The organism is Oxalicibacterium sp. (assembly GCF_035565035.1).
Lineage (GTDB): Bacteria > Pseudomonadota > Gammaproteobacteria > Burkholderiales > Burkholderiaceae_D > Oxalicibacterium.
In genome coordinates, this window is record NZ_DATMTD010000047.1 from 1 (window position 1) to 19,411 (window position 19,411).

18 protein-coding genes are annotated in these 19,411 nt (G+C 56.1%); 15 read left to right on the forward strand and 3 right to left on the reverse strand.

Annotation, left to right across the window (positions count from 1 at the left end):
• Window positions 1–108 precede the first annotated feature (108 nt).
• The 3 genes from VN114_RS04490 (at window position 109) to VN114_RS04500 (ending at window position 3,946) form a co-directional block, all read left to right on the forward strand.
• Entirely contained in the window at window positions 109–1,359 is a 1,251-nt protein-coding gene (locus VN114_RS04490) for an Hsp70 family protein (RefSeq protein ID WP_325512417.1), read from the forward strand.
• Between the two features lie 354 nt (window positions 1,360–1,713).
• Window positions 1,714–3,168 (forward strand): Ppx/GppA phosphatase family protein, encoded by a 1,455-nt coding sequence (locus VN114_RS04495; RefSeq protein WP_325512419.1) that lies wholly within the window; start codon window positions 1,714–1,716, stop codon window positions 3,166–3,168.
• Window positions 3,169–3,343: 175 nt separating this feature from the next.
• The gene (locus VN114_RS04500) at window positions 3,344–3,946 is read left to right on the forward strand and encodes a DedA family protein (protein WP_325512421.1); all 603 of its coding nucleotides are present in this window, start codon (window positions 3,344–3,346) and stop codon (window positions 3,944–3,946) included.
• Here the strand turns inward: VN114_RS04500 and VN114_RS04505 are convergent, their stop codons facing one another.
• Entirely contained in the window at window positions 3,947–5,080 is a 1,134-nt protein-coding gene (locus VN114_RS04505) for an ABC transporter substrate-binding protein (RefSeq protein WP_325512423.1), read from the reverse strand.
• A gap of 161 nt (window positions 5,081–5,241) precedes the next feature.
• Between VN114_RS04505 and VN114_RS04510 the strand changes: the two genes are divergently transcribed.
• The 4 genes from VN114_RS04510 to VN114_RS04525 all read left to right on the forward strand — a co-directional run bounded on the left by VN114_RS04510 (window position 5,242) and on the right by VN114_RS04525 (window position 8,657).
• Window positions 5,242–5,850: a hypothetical protein gene (locus VN114_RS04510; protein WP_325512425.1), complete on the forward strand. Its 609-nt coding sequence runs from the start codon at window positions 5,242–5,244 to the stop codon at window positions 5,848–5,850.
• A 160-nt stretch (window positions 5,851–6,010) separates the two neighbouring features.
• Complete coding sequence (locus VN114_RS04515; RefSeq protein ID WP_325512427.1) at window positions 6,011–6,778, forward strand: GNAT family N-acetyltransferase; 768 nt, start codon at window positions 6,011–6,013, stop codon at window positions 6,776–6,778.
• A complete protein-coding gene (locus VN114_RS04520; protein WP_325512428.1) occupies window positions 6,775–7,638 on the forward strand; it encodes a UDP-2,3-diacylglucosamine diphosphatase in 864 nt (287 codons plus the stop codon). Before VN114_RS04515 ends, VN114_RS04520 begins: the two co-directional genes overlap by 4 nt.
• The gene (locus VN114_RS04525) at window positions 7,620–8,657 is read left to right on the forward strand and encodes a glycosyltransferase family 1 protein (RefSeq protein ID WP_325512430.1); all 1,038 of its coding nucleotides are present in this window, start codon (window positions 7,620–7,622) and stop codon (window positions 8,655–8,657) included. The genes VN114_RS04520 and VN114_RS04525 overlap by 19 nt, the downstream gene beginning before the upstream one ends.
• Window positions 8,658–8,778: 121 nt before the next feature.
• Here VN114_RS04525 and sixA read toward each other — a convergent pair whose 3' ends face one another.
• Together sixA and ppk1 are read right to left on the reverse strand one after the other, a co-directional pair.
• Window positions 8,779–9,237 (reverse strand): phosphohistidine phosphatase SixA, encoded by a 459-nt coding sequence (gene sixA, locus VN114_RS04530; protein ID WP_325512432.1) that lies wholly within the window; start codon window positions 9,235–9,237, stop codon window positions 8,779–8,781.
• A gap of 4 nt (window positions 9,238–9,241) precedes the next feature.
• Window positions 9,242–11,341, reverse strand: a complete 2,100-nt coding sequence (ppk1, locus tag VN114_RS04535) for a polyphosphate kinase 1 (RefSeq protein ID WP_325512446.1) — start codon at window positions 11,339–11,341, stop codon at window positions 9,242–9,244.
• Window positions 11,342–11,524: 183 nt separating this feature from the next.
• Between ppk1 and pstS the strand changes: the two genes are divergently transcribed.
• The 8 genes from pstS to VN114_RS04575 form a co-directional block, all read left to right on the forward strand.
• A complete protein-coding gene (gene pstS, locus VN114_RS04540; RefSeq protein WP_325512434.1) occupies window positions 11,525–12,568 on the forward strand; it encodes a phosphate ABC transporter substrate-binding protein PstS in 1,044 nt (347 codons plus the stop codon).
• Between the two features lie 190 nt (window positions 12,569–12,758).
• On the forward strand, window positions 12,759–13,700 hold the full coding sequence (pstC, locus tag VN114_RS04545; RefSeq protein WP_414694192.1) for a phosphate ABC transporter permease subunit PstC: 942 nt from the start codon (window positions 12,759–12,761) through the stop codon (window positions 13,698–13,700).
• Window positions 13,701–13,798: 98 nt separating this feature from the next.
• On the forward strand, window positions 13,799–14,620 hold the full coding sequence (gene pstA / locus VN114_RS04550; RefSeq protein ID WP_325512448.1) for a phosphate ABC transporter permease PstA: 822 nt from the start codon (window positions 13,799–13,801) through the stop codon (window positions 14,618–14,620).
• A gap of 19 nt (window positions 14,621–14,639) precedes the next feature.
• Complete coding sequence (pstB, locus tag VN114_RS04555) at window positions 14,640–15,425, forward strand: phosphate ABC transporter ATP-binding protein PstB (RefSeq protein WP_325512438.1); 786 nt, start codon at window positions 14,640–14,642, stop codon at window positions 15,423–15,425.
• Between the two features lie 59 nt (window positions 15,426–15,484).
• Window positions 15,485–16,195, forward strand: a complete 711-nt coding sequence (gene phoU / locus VN114_RS04560) for a phosphate signaling complex protein PhoU (RefSeq protein WP_325512439.1) — start codon at window positions 15,485–15,487, stop codon at window positions 16,193–16,195.
• A gap of 8 nt (window positions 16,196–16,203) precedes the next feature.
• Entirely contained in the window at window positions 16,204–16,893 is a 690-nt protein-coding gene (locus tag VN114_RS04565) for a response regulator (protein WP_325512440.1), read from the forward strand.
• A 15-nt stretch (window positions 16,894–16,908) separates the two neighbouring features.
• Entirely contained in the window at window positions 16,909–18,204 is a 1,296-nt protein-coding gene (gene phoR / locus VN114_RS04570; RefSeq protein WP_325512442.1) for a phosphate regulon sensor histidine kinase PhoR, read from the forward strand.
• 137 nt (window positions 18,205–18,341) lie between these two features.
• Window positions 18,342–19,411, forward strand: a 1,070-nt coding sequence (locus VN114_RS04575; RefSeq protein ID WP_325512444.1) for an ArnT family glycosyltransferase, incomplete at its 3' end; no start/stop codon positions are given.

Consider the following 19,411-nt stretch of genomic DNA (forward strand, 5'->3'; position numbering starts at 1 on the left):
ATGCACCAGCATTGCGAGCCCGTTTTCATTTAGACCGGCATTATGCTTTCGCCGTCATTCTCCGTAATGCCGTATCATCGTGGCCCTTTCCCCTCAATAGAAATAGCCATGCCAAATGCATGCGGTGTCGATTTCGGCACCTCGAACTCGACCGTCGGCTGGAGCCGGCCGGGGCAATCGCCATTACTGCAGCTCGAAGACGGCAAGGTAACGTTGCCGTCCGTCGTCTTTTTCAACGCCGACGAGGAACAGGTTTACTACGGACGCGCTGCGCTGGCGAATTATCTTGAAGGTTACGAGGGTCGCCTGATGCGGTCGCTGAAGAGTCTGCTCGGCACCAGCCTGATCGACGATCAAACAGAAGTGATGGGAACGGTATTGCCGTTCCGCACGCTGTTGACGCAGTTCATCGGCGAGCTCAAGCATCGTGCCGAAACGGCGGCAGGACGCGAATTCACCAGCGCCGTAATGGGTCGCCCCGTACATTTCGTTGACGATAACGACGAGGCGGATACGCTGGCCGAAGACACGCTGTATGAAATTGCGCAGTCGGTCGGCTTCACGGACATCGACTTTCAATACGAACCGATTGCCGCTGCCTTCGACTATGAATCGCAACTTGATCGCGAGGAGCTGGTGCTGATCGCCGATATCGGCGGTGGTACCTCGGATTTTTCGCTGGTACGTCTTTCGCCCCAGCGCGCGAAGCAGGTGGATCGCCGCAACGACATTCTGGCATCGGCGGGCGTGCACATTGGGGGCACCGATTTCGACAAATACCTGAGCCTGAACAGCATCATGCCGTTGCTCGGCCTCGGCTCGCAGCTTAACAACGGTGCGGAGATTCCATCCAGTTACTACTTCAACCTGGCGACCTGGCACACGATCAATCTGGCGTACACGCAAAAAACCTGGTTGCAGATCAAGGACATCTATCGCGATGCGCGCGACAAGGAAAAACTCGATCGCCTGCTTAATTTGATCGAGCATCGTTCCGGGCATTGGCTGGCATTGAAGGCGGAAGAGGGCAAGATTGCCTTGTCGTCGCAGACGCAGATGGAATTGCTGCTGGACCGTTTGCAACCTGCAGAGTCATTGCTGTTGCAGCGTGAAGGTTTCGAGCATGCGATCGAAAAGCTGGTGTCGTCCATCGAAAATACGGTCTCGGCGCTTCTGCAGGATGCAGGGATTTCTGCCGATGATGTCGATACGGTCGTGTTTACCGGCGGTTCCAGCGGCGTGCGTCTCCTGCGAGAAAAGATCGGCGCACTGCTGCCATCCGCGCGCCGTGTCGAAGGCGACCTGTTCGGCAGCATCGGCGCCGGGCTTGCACTGGATGCCGTTCGCAAGTTCGGCTGACGTCATGTGAATGCGGACGTTGCATCTTGTATCGTTCGCAGACATTCCGTGCGTTGGCATGGCATCGCCGGCATCCACATGCTCATGACCGCTGTCAACATCGATCGCAATGCGTTGCGTCCGTGCCGCGTTGCAATCGTCGCGCTTGGCAGTGCTTATTCTAAAATGGTATAAATAATTTCCTCATTTCGATACAGGATTTTTTCGTCTCGATATTTGCTGGCATCATCCAGTCCTTATCCAGTCATCATCCGGTCACAATGCAGGATTATCGTCACGAACTTTTTGCAAGCGGCGCGGACTGATCTGCATGGCATGTGCAAAGAGAGACTTGAAGCGATTTGAAAGGATCAGATGTTTGCAGCAGTGGATTTGGGGTCGAACAGTTTTCGCCTTCACATTGGGCGACACGATGGCGAGTCGATGCGCATCATCAAAAGTGCGCGCGATCCGATACGTCTCGGCGGTGGCTTGGACAGCAAGGGCAATCTCACCGCGGCGGCAATGGACAGCGCGATCGAGTCGCTGGCACGTTTCAATTCCATCCTCAGCACCTATCCATTAAACGCCGTGCGTGTGGTCGCGACCAACACGATGCGCATCGCAAAGAACGCGTCAGTCTTTTTGCCGATGGCGGAAGCGGCAATCGGATATCCGATCGAGATCATTTCCGGTGAAGAAGAAGGCCGATTGATTTACATGGGCGTCGCCAGCACCTTGCCATCGAACGAGCGACGCCTGGTACTGGATATCGGTGGCGGCTCGACCGAGCTGATCCTCGGCAAGGGGACGGAAATCGAACAGGTTGAATCGTTCAGTATCGGTACCGTGCCGCAAACTATCAATTTTTTCCCTGACGGGCGCATTGATGCTGAAGCGTTCGATGCAGCCATCCTGTCGGCGCGTTCGCGTTTCGAGGACGCCGCGCCGCAATACAAACCGGAATTGTGGGCAAACGCCTATGGCTCGTCCGGTACGATTCGTGCAATTGCCGATGCAATCGGCAAGAACGGTCTGGGAGACGGCGACCTGTCACTGAAGAGTCTGGACGCCTTGAAGCGCCGGTTGATCCAGTTCGGCCGTGCAGACAGGATCGATCTGGCCGGCATGAAGGCGGATCGCGCAACCAGCATCACCGGCGGTCTGGCGACGTTGATCGGGATGATGCAGGAGCTGGGCATCAAATCAATCAAGCCGATTGAGGCCGGATTGCGCATGGGTGTGTTGTGGGATCTGCATCTGCGTGCAACCAAGCGTGATCGGCGTGAAGAATCGGTACGCGATTTTGCGCAGCGCTTTCGCGTCGATCGCAAGCGTGCCGATCGCGTAGCGCAATTGTCGGTCGATCTGTATACAGTTCTCAAGCCGGCCGATGACCGCTACGCACGCTTGCTGTACTGGAGCGGATTGCTGCATGAAATCGGGCAGGCGGTTTCGCACAGCGGTTACCACAAGCACGGTGCGTACATGATCGAGAATGCCGACCTGTCGGGATTCACGACGCGCGAGCAGCGCCTGCTCGGTTATCTGGTGCTAGCGCACAAGGGCAATCTGCGCAAGGTCGAGCCGGTGCTGGGTGATGACGATTTCATCAAGGCGATTCTTGCGTTGCGGCTGGCCGTGATCTTCATGCATGCCCGCGTGAATGCGGATACCGCAGATATGCGACTGAAAATGAAGAGTCGCATCGAGCTCGAGTTGCGCAACGACTGGATCAGCGATCATCCGACATTGTCCTACTGGATGGAGAAAGAGCGGGGCGCCTGGAGCGAAGTCGATATCGAGTTTTCGATACGGTTGCTTGGCTGAAGTACGCCAATGACTGCCAATGCCCGGCAGCAACAAGTTGTGGGCGGTAAAGCGTGCGGAACCTTTGCGGCGTAATGCCTTCTGAATCAGGCGTTGACGTTATGCGGCGTGCAACCCGCATTACAATGTGGCGTCGCCTATCTTTTGCCGCTCACTTTCTTCCCCGGAGTTCATCTTGTTCGACAGCATTACCGATATCGTTTCGCAGAGCGGCTACCTTGGCATCTTCCTGCTGATGCTGGCAGAGAACGTTTTTCCGCCGATTCCATCCGAGCTGATCATGCCGCTGGCCGGCTTCGTCGCGGCACGCGGTGAGCTGGATATCGTGCTGGTGATCCTGTCCGGGACTGCCGGTTCCGTGGTCGGTGCATTGCCGTGGTATTACGCTGGTGCGCTGTTTGGCAAGGATCGTTTGAAGTGGATGGCGAGCCGCGTTGGTCGCTTGATGACCGTATCGCCCGGCGATATCGACATGGCGTCAAGCTGGTTCGAGCGGCACGAAGGAATGGCGGTTTTTTTCGGTCGCCTGATTCCGGCGATTCGCACCCTGATTTCGGTACCGGCGGGCATCGTTCGCATGTCGATGCTGCCTTTCCTCGCGTATTCGACGATCGGTTCGTTGATCTGGACCACGCTGCTGGCGGTGACGGGTTTTCTGCTGGAGTCGCAATACGAGCTGGTTGAGGAATATGTCGATCCGTTATCAAAAGCGGTAGTACTGACAGTAGTTGCCGTGTATGTTTATCGCTTCATTCGCTTCAAGCCGCAGCAACACTGATCAGAACATCAGCGCGCCTTTCTTGAACAGCGCGATATCGACATAGCCGGACAAGCGGTTGTTTGGCGAAGCGGCAATCGTCAGACCACCAATATCGATCGTCGCGCCGGGCTTCATTAATTCCTGCATCGCCGTACCTGGACGTTTGGCGCGCTTGATTGCCAGCGCCAGCGTCCTGGCGACTGCAAATCCTTCCAGCGTCAATGCCGACGGCGGCTCGTCGCGGTATTTCTTCATCATGTTCAGGTGTTCGGACTGCAGTGTGGTTGTGCTGTTGTTCGGGTTCGGCACGACTTGCGAGAAGACGGTCCATTCCACTGCACGCGGGCCGGCCAGTTCACGCAGTGTCTCCAGATTGGTCAAGGACGTGCCGGCGACGAAGGTTTGCGGCGCCGATTTGCGGAATTCCTTCAGGAACAACGCAGTGCCGATTGTGTCGCCGATCACGATCACGAAGCCGGGTCTGGCAGCGGCCAGCCGTACGGCTTCCTGCGCATTCTGTTTCTCGTCGCTGCCGATGCGGACCGTGCCGGTCAGTTTCAGATTGCGCTCCTTCAGTTCGGCAGACAGAGCCTGGAAAGCCTGCCGCGTCGATCCGCCATCCTGATAGACGATGCCAACATCCTTCATGCCAAGTTGCGAGAAATGCGACAGGATGTGACGCACTTCCTGCAGATAATCAGGCCGCCAGAACAGGATGCGCGAACCGGTTGCTTCCCTGGCGTCGACCAGCGGTGCATACAGCAGCATGTTGCTGCGCTTGAAGGCGGGTGCGTTCAGGATCGCCTGCGTCACGTTATCGCCGACACCTCCCAGCAGGTAATCGGCCCGATCCCGTTCGATCAGTTCGGTAGCGACGCGGGCGGCGATCTGCGGCGATGCCTGATCGTCGCGTGTGACGTAACGGATACGCTTGCCGTTGATGCCGCCAGCGGCATTCAATGCGTCGAAATAGGTTTTGATGCCGGCGACGTAATCACGTCCAACAGCAGCATTGGGGCTGGAAAGATCAATGGCCTGGCCGATCACGATCGTATCCGGTTCGTCGGCGGGGAAGGCGGGTGTCGTCGTCAGGAATGCGGTCGATGCGAGGGAAAAGATGCAGAGAAAGCGGAATATCATGACTATGCGCACGGTTGTCCTATTGGAGCGCAATTCTGCTTGCCGATTATGACGCGCTGATGAATCGAAGATGAGAATGAGTGCTTAAATGCGACCTGTGCAGCGTTCTCTTCTTGCAATAAATGAATAAACTATATATATTATTTATACGATTTATTTAACAGGAGGTGACTGTGTCGAAGGAAAACGCAAGCAACGCAAGTAATGCAGCATCGGCTGCCAAGCCGTCTGTCGGGAAAGAAGCGGCAACCGCGTCGGTCAAGGTGAATCCGGCGGCCAAACCTGCTGCAGCCGTCAAACCGGCAGCCAAGAAGGTCGTCACGAAAAAGGCCGCAACAAAGAAAGTCGCAACGAAGAATGCAACCAAGGCCGTGGTCAAGACTGCGGCCAAGAAAGCCGTGACCAAATCTGCAGCGACCAAGCCGGCAAACCGTCCGGCCACCAAAAAGGCTGCTGCCAAAAAAACAGTTGTGAAGAAGCCGGTGCCGAAGTCCGCAGCCAAGGCGCCGGTGAAAGCGTCAAAACCAGTCAAGCCGGCTGAAGTGAAGGAAAAGAACAAGAAGCCGAAACTGGTGCGTGACAGCTTCACGATGCCGGAAGCCGAGTACCAGGTATTGAGCGATGTGAAAAAAGCGTTCCTGAAAATCGGCGTGTCGGTAAAGAAAAGCGAATTGCTGCGTACAGGTGTGGCCTTGATCCGCAACATGGAATTGGGCAAACTCAATACCGTGATCAATGCGCTGGCCCCGATCAAGGCAGGTCGCCCAAAGAAGGATAAATAAACAGCAGTTTCCTCCTGTTTTTAGTCAGAATAATCAAGGCCGATGTGTGACATCGGCCTTTTTTAATGTGTTGCAGTGTCATCAAACTGACATGCTCCTGTCATTTTGTGGAAGTAATCAATCGTTACGCTTCGTCCATCACACTACCAAGGACGAAAACATGCAGCGACTGACGACTTCCGCCGACACCAGCGTTTCTTCTTCCCGACTGACGTTAAGTTTCGCCAGCACATCGGAGGAAGTACGCGAAGTTCAGCGTTTGCGTTACAAGGTGTTTATCGAGTCCATGGGTTTGTCCGCGCTGGCAAACGCAGAAGGTCTCGACAAGGATGAATACGACACGTACTGCGATCACCTGATCGTACGCGATTCGCAGACATTGAAAGTTGTCGGCACGTACCGTGTTCTGAGCCCGCAAGGCGCGCGCAAGGCGGGCCGTTTCTACTCCGAACAGGAATTCGACCTCGGTCGTTTGCATCACCTGCGCAATCGCATCGCCGAAGCCGGCCGTGCCTGCATTGACCCGGCCTATCGCAGCGGTGCCGTCATCATGATGTTGTGGGCCGGTCTGGCGGCCTTCATGCAACGTGAAAAATGCGAGTACCTGATCGGTTGCGCCAGCATCAGCCTGGCCGACGGCGGACATAACGCCGCGGCGCTGTATCGCTCGGTTGCCGAAACGAATCTGGCACCTGCCGAATACCGCGTCAAGCCGCACCTGCCATTCCCGCTGGAAGATCGCGGCATCAATCACCAAGCGACGGTTCCTGCACTGATCAAGGGTTACCTGCGCAGCGGTGCCTGGATTTGCGGCGAACCGGCGTGGGATCCCGATTTCCATAGCGCCGATCTGTTCATGATGCTGCCGCTCGCAAAACTCGACAGCCGCTATGCCCGTCATTACCTGAAGGAGGCCCAGCCAGCATGAAACCACGCGATCCCTTTTTGACGGCAGATTTCATCCGCGCAGAAGAACCGGGCGCAAAACGCGAACCGGTCCGCTTCCGCACCATCTGGATTTCCGACGTACATTTAGGGACGACAGGCTGCCAGGCCCAACGTCTGCTCGAGTTCCTCCGCAAGACGGAATCCGAGACGCTGTATCTGGTAGGGGACATCATCGACGGCTGGCAATTGAAACGACGCTGGTACTGGGAACAGGCGCACAACGACGTTGTGCAGACCGTTCTGAAAAAAGCGAAAAAGGGAACGGAAGTCGTTTTCGTTCCCGGTAATCACGATGAAGCGGTGCGCCAGTTCATCGATCTGGATTTCGGCGGCATTCGTGTGCGCGACGAGCTCGTCCACGTGACGGCGCAAGGCAAGCGCATGCTGGTGCTGCACGGCGACCGCTTCGATGGCGTGATCGCCTGCGCGAAATGGCTCGCCTACGTCGGCGACAACCTGTACACGATGATCCTGAAATGGAATCAATGGCTCAACAGCTGGCGCGCGCGTGCCGGCCTGCCGTACTGGTCGCTGTCGCAATATCTGAAACTGAAGGTCAAGAACGCCGTCAGCTACATCTCGTCATTCGAGAACGCGCTGGCAGAAGAAGCGCAGCGACGTGGTCTGGATGGCGTGATCTGCGGCCATATCCACAAGCCGGAGATTCGCAGCATCAACGGCATTCTCTACTGCAACGACGGCGACTGGGTCGAAAGCCTGTCGGCACTGGTAGAAGAACATTCCGGCGAACTGCGTCTGGTGACGTGGCAGGAAATCGTCTCGCCGGCACACTCGGCCAAACGGGAACAGATGGAGGATCTATGCGTATCGCCATCGTAACGGATGCATGGGCGCCGCAAGTCAATGGCGTCGTCAACACACTGAAGGCCACGCGCCAGCAGTTGCGCAGCAACGGCCACGCCGTGCTGATGCTGACGCCGGAAGACATGCGGACTTATTCGTGTCCGACCTATCCGGAAATCCGCCTCGCCTATAAACCATACGCCAGGATCGCGGCCGCGCTGGAGGATTTCGATCCGGATTGCATCCATATCGCGACAGAAGGGCCGATGGGGCTGGCGGCGCGCCGCTACTGTCTGAATCACGGGCTGGATTTCACCACCGCTTATCACACGCGTTTCCCTGAATACTTGCGTGCGCGTTTCCACCTGCCGCTGGCGATTACCTATCGCTGGCTGAAATGGTTTCACGGACCGTCCAAATCGATCATGGTGCCGACACCGCGCATGCAAGATGCACTGGAGGAGAGCGGCTTTCGCAACGTCGTACTGTGGAGTCGCGGCGTGGATACCAATCACTTCAAGCCGGGTCCGCGCGAGGAATCGACCTTGAAGCGTCCGCTTTATCTCTATGTCGGACGCGTGGCGATTGAAAAAAACATCGCGGCATTCCTGCAGATGGATTTGCCCGGCGCGAAATGGGTGATCGGCGATGGGCCGATGCGCGAAGAACTGGAAGCGAAGTATCCTGACGTGCGTTTTCTCGGTGCCAAGCCGCATGAAGCACTGCCGGCGTACTACAACTGTGCCGATGTGTTCGTTTTTCCGAGCCGTACCGACACCTTCGGCCTGGTGCTGATCGAGGCGATGGCATGCGGCGTGCCGGTGGCGGCTTACCCGGTCGAAGGGCCAATCGATGTCGTGGCACATGGCAAATCAGGCATTCTCGGCGAGGATCTGGCGCAGGCATGCTTCGAGGCGTTGAACCTGAAGCGTTCGACCGTGCGCGAGCATGCCCTGTGTTATTCGTGGGAAGAAGCGACGCAACAGTTTCTACGGCATTTGAATCCGGTACGCAAGGCCAGACCGTTGCCGGTCGTGCAGTCGTCGATCGCGTAAGGTTTTGCCGGCAGGCGTCGCATGCGGAAAGACAGGGCGGATTGCGAAAGCATCCGCTCTTTTTATGTGCGAAGAAGAATTGCGGGAAACTGCGACGAATTTGCTGTGGCTTCGCAGCAGCTTATTTCGCCAGCAGATCCGGCGCCATCACCGAGCGAATGAAATGATCGTGCGTGTCGTCACGTTCGCGCCGCACGATCCACCAGACATTGCCTTTGCGGATCGTCCAGTCTTGCGGCGAACCGGTCAGCAAGGTGGAAGCAACCTGGCCCAGCGTTGGCTGGTGACCGACGATCAGCACCGGTTCACGGCTGTCCGGCCAGTGCGCGGCAGAAAGGATGCGCTCTGCGGTCGAATCGGGAGCGAGGTCGGGAACGATCTTGAACTTGCGCTTCAGCGCTTCTGCCGTCTGGACCGCGCGCGTGGCCGGGCTGACCATGATCCGGCAGCTGTTGGGCAGATTGTGGTCCAGCCATTCGGCCATGCGTGATGCCTGCTTGTGACCTTTGGCCGTCAATGCGCGACCCTCGTCGGGTTCACCCATTTCCGCTTCTGCATGTCGCCACAGGATCAATTCCATGTCATCACTCCGCAGGGGTTCCCAGAAGTTGCATCAGGTATTGTTGTGCGCCGAATGCAGCCATCTTGCCGCGTGGTTTGCGGCGGTGGTAGATGCCGTTGGAATCGAGTTCCCACGCATTCGTATTGTCCTTCAGGTACGGGTTCAGGCCTTCGTTGATCACGCGTTTCTTCAGGTCGGGATCGAGTACGGGAAAGGCGACCTCGATGCGTCGGAACAGGTTGCGGTTCATCCAGTCTGCGCTCGACAGATAGACGTCATGCGCCAGATCGTTGCGGAAGTAATAGATACGGCTGTGTTCGAGGAAACGGCCGACGATGGAACGCACGCGAATATTCTCCGACAGACCCGGCACCCCCGGACGCAATGCGCAGGCGCCGCGCACGATCAGGTCGATATTCACGCCGTCTGCGGAGGCGGCGTACAGCGCGCGAATGACCGACTCGTCGAGCAAGGCATTCATCTTGGCGATGATGCGGCCCGGGCGACCGGCCTTGGCAATTTTGGCTTCGTTGCGAATGGCGCGGATGAATTCCTTCTGCAGCGCGAATGGTGCGAGCCACAAATGGTTCAACGTCTTCGGTTTGGTCAGGCTGGTCAGATGAATGAATACCTCGTTGACCTCGGTGGCGAGCGCCGGATTGCTCGTCATCAGACCGAAGTCGGTATAGAACTTGGTAGTGCTCGGGTGATAGTTGCCGGTGCCCAGATGCGCGTAATAGCGGAACGCACCTTCTTCGCGACGAATCACCAGCGCCAGCTTGGCGTGCGTCTTCAGGCCGACGACACCATAAACGACTTGCGCTCCGGCGCGTTCCAGGCGATCGGCCCAGTTGATGTTGGCTTCTTCATCGAAGCGCGCCATCAATTCGACGATGACGGTGACTTCCTTGCCGCGTTGCGCGGCGATGATCAACGATTCCATCAGATCGGAGTTCATGCCGGTGCGATAGATGGTCTGCTTGATGGCGACCACGTCCGGGTCGAGTGCGGCGCTGCGAACGAATTCCAGCACCGGCTGGAATGATTGATAAGGATGATGCAGCAATACGTCCTGCTTGCGGATCGCGGCAAACAGATCGACATTCGCCAGCCGCGACGGATAGGTTGGCGAATAAGGCGGGAAGCGCAGCGCCGGCTTGTTGGCGTGGTCGATCATTTCCGACAGGCGCACCATGTTGACCGGACCGTCGACTGCATACAGGCGGCTCTTGTCGATCGAAAATTGCTGCAGCAAAAAATCGGATAGATGCTGCGGGCAGTTCTTTGCGACTTCCAGTCGGACCGCAACACCAAAATTACGGCTTTGCAATTCACCCTGCAGGGCCTGACGCAGGTTCTTGACCTCTTCTTCATCCACCCACAGATCGCTGTTGCGCGTGACGCGGAACTGCGAGTAGGCCAACACGTCCCGACCCGGGAACAGATCGTTGATATGGGCATGGATGACGGAAGACAGCAGGCAGAACGCGGTGCCGTTCTTCGACAGTTCCGGTGGCAACTGGATCACACGTGGCAACACGCGTGGTGCTTTCAAAATGGCAATGGCGGTGCCGCGACCGAATGCATCCTTGCCGGACAGTTCGACGATGAAATTCAGACTCTTGTTGACGACCTGCGGGAACGGATGCGCCGGATCGAGGCCGATCGGCGTGAGCAGCGGCCGGACTTCGCGTTCGAAATAGGATTTGACCCAGGCGCGTTGCGCATCGTTGCGGTCCTGGTCGCGTAATAAATAGATGCCTTCTTTCGCCAGTTGGGGCAACACGCTTTCATTCAGCACACGATATTGATGCTCGACAATCCGGTGGCATTCTGCGGCGGCGATGGCGAGCGCGGCCGACAGGGCAGGCGCCTCGACCGGTTCGGCTTCCATATGGTTGTTGGCCAGCAGGCTGGCAATCCGGACCTCGAACAGTTCGTCCAGATTGTTACTGACGATGCACAAATATTTCAGGCGCTCCAGCAACGGAATATGAGGATTTTCGGCCTGTGCCAGCACGCGGCGGTTGAAGGCGAGTTGCGACAACTCGCGATTCAAATAGATGGCGCTTTGCGGCGGAACATGGGCCGGAACGACCTCGGGCGCGGCTTTCTTGAGCATTTTCCTGGACTTTTTCATTGGTAGATGTCGCAGAGTCTAGTGGTCGTTTATGACAACTTAATGACAGGAAAGTGGCGGTTTTTCGCATTTATGACACGATTTTTGCTGCGTCATAAAGCTGTCATATTTGTTCGATAGAGTCTCGCATGTCTTGTTTGGTTAGTTTTAACTTAAGGAGCAGTTATGCGATTGAATCTCTTGGTCAAATCCGCTGTTATCGCTGCAGGCGCGGCAATGACATTCTCTTCCGCACTGGCAGCAGATATTACCGGTGCCGGCGCAACCTTCCCGTATCCGATCTATTCGAAATGGGCGGAAGCATATAAAGCAGCAACCGGTACCGGTCTGAACTATCAGTCGATCGGTTCCGGCGGTGGCATCAAGCAAATCAAGGCAAAAACCGTCGATTTCGGTGCATCCGACATGCCGCTGAAGCAGGAAGATCTGGAAGAAGCCGGTTTGATGCAATTCCCTGCCATCATGGGCGGTGTAGTTCCTATCGTCAACCTGGAAGGCGTTGAGCCAGGCGAGATGAAGATGACCCCGGACGTTCTGGCCGGCATCTACCTGGGCAAGATCACCAAATGGAATGACGCGAAAATCTCCGCAGTCAACCCGGGCGTGAAACTGCCGGACACAGACATCACCGTCGTTCACCGTTCCGACGGATCGGGCACGTCGTTCCTGTGGACGAACTTCCTGTCGCAAACCAATGCTGACTTCAAATCCGAAGTCGGTGCAGGTACGGCTGTCAAATGGCCAGTCGGCGTAGGCGGCAAGGGTAACGAAGGCGTCGCTGCCAACGTTCAGCGTATCAAGGGTTCGATTGGTTATGTCGAATACGCTTACGCACACAAGAACAAACTGTCGCACACCCAGTTGAAAAACCGTGACGGCAACTTCGTTCAACCTGACGACACGACCTTCAAGGCTGCAGCTGCCGGTGCTGCATGGGACAAAACCCCAGGCATGGAAGTCGTGCTGACCAACCAGCCTGGCAAATCCAGCTGGCCGATCACCGGCGCATCGTTCATCCTGATGCACAAATCGCAAGCGTCGGCTGAGCGTGCGAAGGAAGTCCTGAAATTCTTCGACTGGTCGTACAAGAACGGTGGCGCAATGGCAACCGAACTGGACTACGTTGCAATGCCTGCTCCAGTCGTGAAATTGGTTCAGGATGCATGGAAATCCAGCATCAAGGATGCTTCCGGCAAGGCTGTCTGGTAATCGCGTCTTTCACAGCTGTTTAACGTAACTAACGTAACGGGCCGGCCGCAATGAGGAATCCGCAAGGACTTCCACCTTGCCCGGCCCAATTTGATTGCGAAAAACCATGAGTGCACGTCCTACTTCTCTCTCTGCTCCCATCGTTGCCCAGGACGAACCGATCCAGGGCGGTGCTTTCAGCGCATCGCTGATGGCCACGATGCGTCGGCAGCGATTGCAGGATTTTCTTTTTCACAAACTGACCTTTCTCTTTGCTCTCAGCGTGTTGCTGGTTCTGCTGGGCATCATCGCGTCGCTGATGATCGGCGCGTGGCCGGCATTGAAGGAATTCGGTCTGCCTTTCATCACCAGCGTTGAATGGGATCCCGTCAACGATCAATACGGCGCGGCGATTGCCATCGTCGGCACACTGGTTACCTCGTTTCTCGCGTTGCTGATCGCTTTTCCGGTCAGCTTCGGCATTGCACTGTTCCTGACTGAAATCTGCCCGGCCTGGCTGAAGCGCCCGCTGGGTACGGCTGTCGAATTGCTGGCCGGCGTGCCAAGCATCATCTACGGCATGTGGGGGCTGTTCGTCTTCGCACCGCTGTTTTCCGATTACATCCAGCCTGCACTGGCGGCCACGCTGGGCAAACTGCCGATCATCGGCGAACTGTTCAAGGGCCCGCATATGGGCATCGGCATTCTGGCAGCCGGCATCATTCTCGCCGTCATGATCATTCCGTTCATTGCATCGGTCATGCGCGACGTGTTCGAAATCGTGCCGCCGGTATTGAAGGAATCGGCCTATGCGCTCGGCTGCACCAAATGGGAGGTCGTGCGCAAGGTCGTGCTGCCTTATACCCGCATCGGCGTGGTCGGCGGCGTGATGCTCGGCCTGGGCCGTGCGCTCGGCGAAACAATGGCGATTACCTTCGTGATCGGCAACGCGCACAAGTTGTCGTGGTCGCTGTTCTCCGCGGGTAACAGTATTGCCTCGACCCTCGCCAACGAATTCGCCGAAGCCGAAACGACGTTGCACGTTTCGTCCCTGTTTGCGCTCGGCCTGATCCTGTTCGTGATCACCTTTATCGTTCTGTCGGCTGCCAAGTTGATGCTGATGGGCATGTCCCGCAAGGAGGGTGCGAAATGACTGCAGTAACTGAAAATGCAACCAAGAATGCATCTAACGACGTGGCAGAGGGCCCATTCGTGAATCCTCTGGCAAGCAATTCCGTTTATCGCAAACGCATGTTCATCCATCGCGTCGGCATCTCGTTGTCGTTCCTGGCGATGATTCTCGGACTGTTCTTCCTGATGTGGATTCTGTTCACGCTGGTGGTCAAGGGCGTGGATGCGATCAGCCTTTCCATCTTCACGCAAACGACGCCGGCCCCGGGCAGCGAAGGCGGCGGGTTGATGAATGCGATTGTCGGCAGTTTGTTCATGGTCGGCGCCGCAACGCTGATCAGTACACCGATCGGTGTTCTGGCCGGCGTTTATCTGGCTGAATACGGCGAAGTCAGCCTGTTCGCCAAGGTCACGCGCTTTGTCACCGACATCATGCTGTCGGCACCGTCGATCGTGATCGGCTTGTTCGTCTATGCGATCTACGTCGCTAACGTGCAGCATTTTTCCGGTTGGGCAGGCAGCTTTGCGATTTCGCTGATTGCAATTCCGGTTGTGGTGCGTACCACCGACAACATGCTTGGCATGGTGCCAACCAGCCTGCGTGAAGCGGCGTTTGCACTGGGAGCACCGCGCTGGCGCGTTTCCACCTTCGTGCGTCTGCGTGCGGTCAAGGCCGGCGTGATCACGGGCGTGCTGCTGGCGGTGGCGCGTATTTCCGGGGAAACGGCGCCGTTGTTGTTCACGGCACTGAACAACCAGTTTTACAGTGCGAACATGAATGCGCCGATGGCCAATCTGCCGGTCGTGATCTATCAATTCGCAATGAGCCCGTATGACAACTGGCGTTCGCTGGCGTGGGGTGGCGCGCTGCTGATCACTTTCAGCGTACTGGCGCTCAACATCCTGTCGCGTTCGTTGTTCAACCAAAAGATCAATAACTGAAATCTTCCGGGCTAACGCTATGACTACTCAAACGTCCATGGACATGATCAACAAGAAAACTCTCGAGATCCAGAATCTCAACTTTTACTACGGTGCTTTCCAGGGCCTGAAGAACATCAATCTGGATATTCACGACAAGAAGGTCACAGCCTTTATCGGTCCGTCCGGTTGCGGCAAGTCGACCTTGCTGCGTACGTTCAATCGCATGTACGACCTCTACCCGGGTCAACGTGCCGAAGGCAAGATCATGTACCACGGCGCGAACATTCTGGAAGCAAGCCAGGACGTGAACATGCTGCGCGCAAAGGTCGGCATGGTGTTCCAGAAACCGACCCCGTTCCCGATGTCGATCTACGACAACATCGCCTTCGGTGTGCGCCTGTACGAGAACCTGCCGAAAGGGGAGATGGACGAACGCGTCGAGTGGGCGTTGAACAAGGCCGCGCTCTGGACCGAGGTCAAGGACAAGCTGAACAAGAGCGGTCTGTCGTTGTCCGGCGGTCAGCAACAACGTCTGTGCATCGCACGCGGCGTGGCAGTCAAGCCGGACGTGCTGCTGCTGGACGAACCGACCTCGGCGCTGGATCCGATTTCGACCGCCAAGATCGAGGAATTGATCAGCGAGCTGAAGGGCGACTACACGATCGCGATCGTCACGCACAACATGCAGCAAGCAGCACGCTGCTCCGATTACACGGCGTACATGTATCTCGGCGAACTCGTCGAATTCGGCGAAACCGACCAGATCTTCATGAACCCGGCGAAAAAAGATACGCAGGATTACATTACCGGCCGCTTCGGTTGATTCCGTCATCAAGAAAACCAATATCAAGCGACCAACCAACCGAATATTCAGGAGAAACCATGACAGGCGAACACTCTTCCAAGCAGTACGACATGGATCTGGAAACCATCCGCTCCAAGGTCTTGCTCATGGGCGGACTTGTCGAAAGCCAGTTCCAGGACGCGATTGCATCCTTCCGTAGCGGCAACGTGGCGCAGGCCGAGCAGATCATCAAGGCCGATGAAAACGTCAACAATCTCGAAGTCTCGCTCGACGACGCATGCAGCCACCTGATCGTCAAACGTCAACCGGCCGCCAACGATCTGCGTACCGTGATGGCTACGATCAAGGTCATTACCGATCTGGAGCGTATCGGCGACGAATCGTCCAAGATTGCACGTGCAGCAAAGAACATCAGTGAGCGCGGCGTGACCGCCATCAACCACTATGAAACGATCCGTGTAATGGCAGCCAGTGCGGGTAATATGTTGCACGATGCACTCGATGCATTTGCGCGCCTGGATGGCAAGCAGGCGATCAAGCTGATTGCGCAGGACCAGTTGGTCGATCATGAATTCCGCTCGGTCATGCGCATGCTGATTACCTTCATGATGGAAGATCCGCGAACCATTTCCAGCGCGCTGGATACCTTGTGGGTCGCAAAGGCAATCGAGCGCGTCGGTGACCACGCAAAGAACATCGCCGAATACGTGATTTATATTATCGAAGGCAAGGACATCCGTCACACGGACTACGCGGTTTCGCATCTGGATGACACTACTGCCAATTGAATTGAAATATGCCTGCTGAAAAACCTACAATACTGATTGTTGAAGACGAACTGCCCATCATCGAACTGGTGACGTTTACGCTGAAGGGGGCGGGCTGGAACGTCGCATCCGTGCAGAACGCAGCCGATGCATGGGATTTCCTGCAGCAGCGCCTGCCGCAACTGATTCTGCTCGACTGGATGTTGCCGGATCAAAGCGGCTTGCGACTGTTGTCGCGCATCCGCAGCGATCGACAGTTCAACGAACTGCCTGTCATCATGCTGACCGCCAAGAGCATGGAAGAAGACAAGATCGCCGGCCTCGACAACGGTGCCGACGATTACGTCACCAAACCATTCTCGCCGCGCGAGCTGACGGCGCGCATCAATGCGCTGCTGCGTCGCAAGACGCCGGAACATTCGCAGACCCTGATGACGGCCGGAAGCATCACGCTCGATCCGGTCAGTTGCAGCGTCACGATGAAAGGCGACAAGATCGATATCGGCCACGCCGAATTCAAGCTGCTCAAGTTCCTGCTCGCGCATCCGGAGCGCGTGTTCTCGCGCAACCAGTTGCTTGACAAGGTCTGGGGCGATCATGTCGTCATCGAGGAACGCACGGTCGATGTCCATGTGCTGCGCCTCCGCAAGGCGCTGAAGGAAGCCGAACATCTGATCAAGACGGTTCGTAGTGTAGGCTATATGCTCTCTGAAAAATAAGCAGAACAAGCCTCCATGAATCCTCAGTTGCTGTTCTGGGTACCCGTTGCGTTACGGTTATCCCTTTTCCTGATCGCCGCTGCGGTCGTCGGTTATTTTTTCGGTCCGGTGGCGGGATTGGCAGCGGGCCTGATCTGCCTGATCGTTCTGATCGTCGTTCAGCTCAACTACCTGTTTTTGCTTTCCGGTTGGCTTGATCATCCGGAAAGCGAGAAGCTGCCCGATGGCTGGGGTGCCTGGACCGATATTTTTTCACGCCTGTACAAACTGCGTCGCGACGACGAGCGCAATCGCGCCGACCTGAGCGAATGGCTGGCCCGCTTTCGCCAGGCAATGAGCCTGTTGCCGGACGGCGTCGCCATCATGGATGACGTGCTGTTCCTGGAGTGGTGCAACCCCGCTGCGGAAAAACATCTTGGGCTGAACAATAGCCGTGACAAGGGCATGCGCGTCACCAACCTGATTCGCAATCCGGATTTCATTGACTACATCATCCTCGGTCGCTATGACCAGCCGCTGACGCTCAGTCTGCGCGACCGCAAGTTGATCGTGCAGATCATCCCTTTCGAAAATCGCCGGCAGATTCTGGTGACACACGACGCAACGGAATCGGAGCGCATCGAGATGATGCGTCGCGATTTTATCGCCAATGCCTCGCACGAGTTGCGCACACCACTGACCGTTATCAACGGTTTTCTTGAGATTGCTCAAAGTCAGCCAGACCTGGATCAATCGGTGCGCATGTCCCATCTGAAGCTGATGATCGAGCAGGGCGAGCGCATGCAGAATCTGGTCGAGGACATGTTGACACTGACACGACTGGAATCGATCGACTATCCGGTGCGGGCGGAGCACGTCAATATCCACAACCTTCTGGAGCAAATCCTGCAGGAGGCAAAAGCGCTGTCCGGCGGTCGCCATAAGATTTCGATGTTGATAGACGGACCGGATATTCAGGGTAGCAACGACGAGCTGCGCAGCGCATTCAGTAACCTGGTTTCCAACGCTGTGCGGTATACACCGGAAGGCGGGAGTATCGAGATCGCCTGGAAACAGACCGAAGCCGGTGTGCAGTTTTCCGTCAAGGACAACGGCATTGGCATCAGCGCCGAACACATTGCGCGCCTGACCGAACGGTTTTACCGGGTCGACAAAAGCCGTTCGCGCGAGACGCAGGGAACGGGTCTTGGTCTCGCCATCGTCAAACATGTATTGCTGCGACATGACGCTGGTCTGACCATCGAATCTGAGCCGGAGAAGGGCAGTACGTTTACCGTGCGGTTTGCGGCTCATCGTCAAACATTAGCCTGATTTTCTTCTCATCATCTCGATAGCATTCCAGGTGTTCGGCATTGACGCACTGTCTTGCCAGATAGATACTGCGGATCGCCCGTAGTATTCCGTTCTACATATTCCCTCGCCAATACTTGGCGTGATGACACATAAAAATGATTCAAAAAATCGTATTCGTTGGTTTGCACTATCTGTTTTTCTCGGCTTTTGTCGTCGCTAGCTGGGGCGGTGGCAGTCTGGCTTTGAAACGAGCCCTTAACTCTCACAAGAGTAGAAGCTGGCTGGAACATGCGTTGGCAATAACAGCAGGAATGGCGCTGTTCATTTGCTTCTTGCAGTGGCTGGCTATTGCAGGCCAGTTACGTGTCATCTGGATTGCTGCATTTGCGGGAGCAGGCATTCTGGCAGCAATGCTGCAGTTGCGTGAATACGGCTTTGCTCCGATACAAGACTTTTGCCTATCCTGGAAATCATTGACTCCAAATGAGAAGCGAGGCTTGCTGGTCGTCCTGCTGTTTGTGGCCGCTACGTTGCTCAGGCCCCTTGGACCACCCATGGAGTGGGATGAAGTCATGTATCACCTTCCGCACGCGAAGCAGTGGGCACTGACCGGTCATCTGGGCATACATGAATGGCTACGATATCCATGGTTTCCGTACAACTACGACCTGCTTTACTCCGGCGCGTTGCTGGTTAGCGATGACGTTCTGCCGCATCTCATCCATGCCTGCGCTGGCTGGCTGGTAGCAATAATTTTGTATCAGCTTGGAAAGCAGCATGCCAATCACACTGTTGCCTGTGTTGCGACCATCATATGGTTGTTTCTGTCACGTCGCGATTTTGACAATGCATACATCGATATGGGGGTTACCCTTTTCGTCTTTGCATCTTGTGCGGCATTTCATTTATGGCTTGAGAACAGGAGCAAGCCGGTCTGGCTTGCCGCCGCCGCATTTTTCATGGGTATCGCCATCGGTTCCAAATACCAAGCGTTAAGTTTTTTGCCTGTATTTGCCGTGGTACTACTTATTTACGAACGCAGGCCACGATTCCTGCTATTGACGGTGGTCTGCCTACTTGTTCCCTGTATCTACTGGTATGCGCGGAACGTCATTCTCACTGGGGATCCCTTCAATCCTGTTGGCGGGAGGATATTCGGCTTTACCGACTGGAACCTGGCGGATTACAAAGCCCAATTTCAGGACTTGAAAAACCATACTGGCTG

Coding starts and splice junctions, on each gene's coding strand:
- pstC (WP_414694192.1), top strand. CDS start 12,759: ATGGCCACGATGCGTCGGCAGCGATTGCAGGATTTTCTTTTTCACAAA.
- VN114_RS04495 (WP_325512419.1), top strand. CDS start 1,714: ATGTTTGCAGCAGTGGATTTGGGGTCGAACAGTTTTCGCCTTCACATT.
- VN114_RS04490 (WP_325512417.1), top strand. CDS start 109: ATGCCAAATGCATGCGGTGTCGATTTCGGCACCTCGAACTCGACCGTC.
- pstS (WP_325512434.1), top strand. CDS start 11,525: ATGCGATTGAATCTCTTGGTCAAATCCGCTGTTATCGCTGCAGGCGCG.
- phoR (WP_325512442.1), top strand. CDS start 16,909: ATGAATCCTCAGTTGCTGTTCTGGGTACCCGTTGCGTTACGGTTATCC.
- VN114_RS04565 (WP_325512440.1), top strand. CDS start 16,204: ATGCCTGCTGAAAAACCTACAATACTGATTGTTGAAGACGAACTGCCC.
- pstA (WP_325512448.1), top strand. CDS start 13,799: ATGTTCATCCATCGCGTCGGCATCTCGTTGTCGTTCCTGGCGATGATT.
- ppk1 (WP_325512446.1), bottom strand. CDS start 11,341: ATGCTCAAGAAAGCCGCGCCCGAGGTCGTTCCGGCCCATGTTCCGCCG.
- VN114_RS04525 (WP_325512430.1), top strand. CDS start 7,620: ATGCGTATCGCCATCGTAACGGATGCATGGGCGCCGCAAGTCAATGGC.
- sixA (WP_325512432.1), bottom strand. CDS start 9,237: ATGGAATTGATCCTGTGGCGACATGCAGAAGCGGAAATGGGTGAACCC.
- pstB (WP_325512438.1), top strand. CDS start 14,640: ATGACTACTCAAACGTCCATGGACATGATCAACAAGAAAACTCTCGAG.
- phoU (WP_325512439.1), top strand. CDS start 15,485: ATGACAGGCGAACACTCTTCCAAGCAGTACGACATGGATCTGGAAACC.
- VN114_RS04515 (WP_325512427.1), top strand. CDS start 6,011: ATGCAGCGACTGACGACTTCCGCCGACACCAGCGTTTCTTCTTCCCGA.
- VN114_RS04520 (WP_325512428.1), top strand. CDS start 6,775: ATGAAACCACGCGATCCCTTTTTGACGGCAGATTTCATCCGCGCAGAA.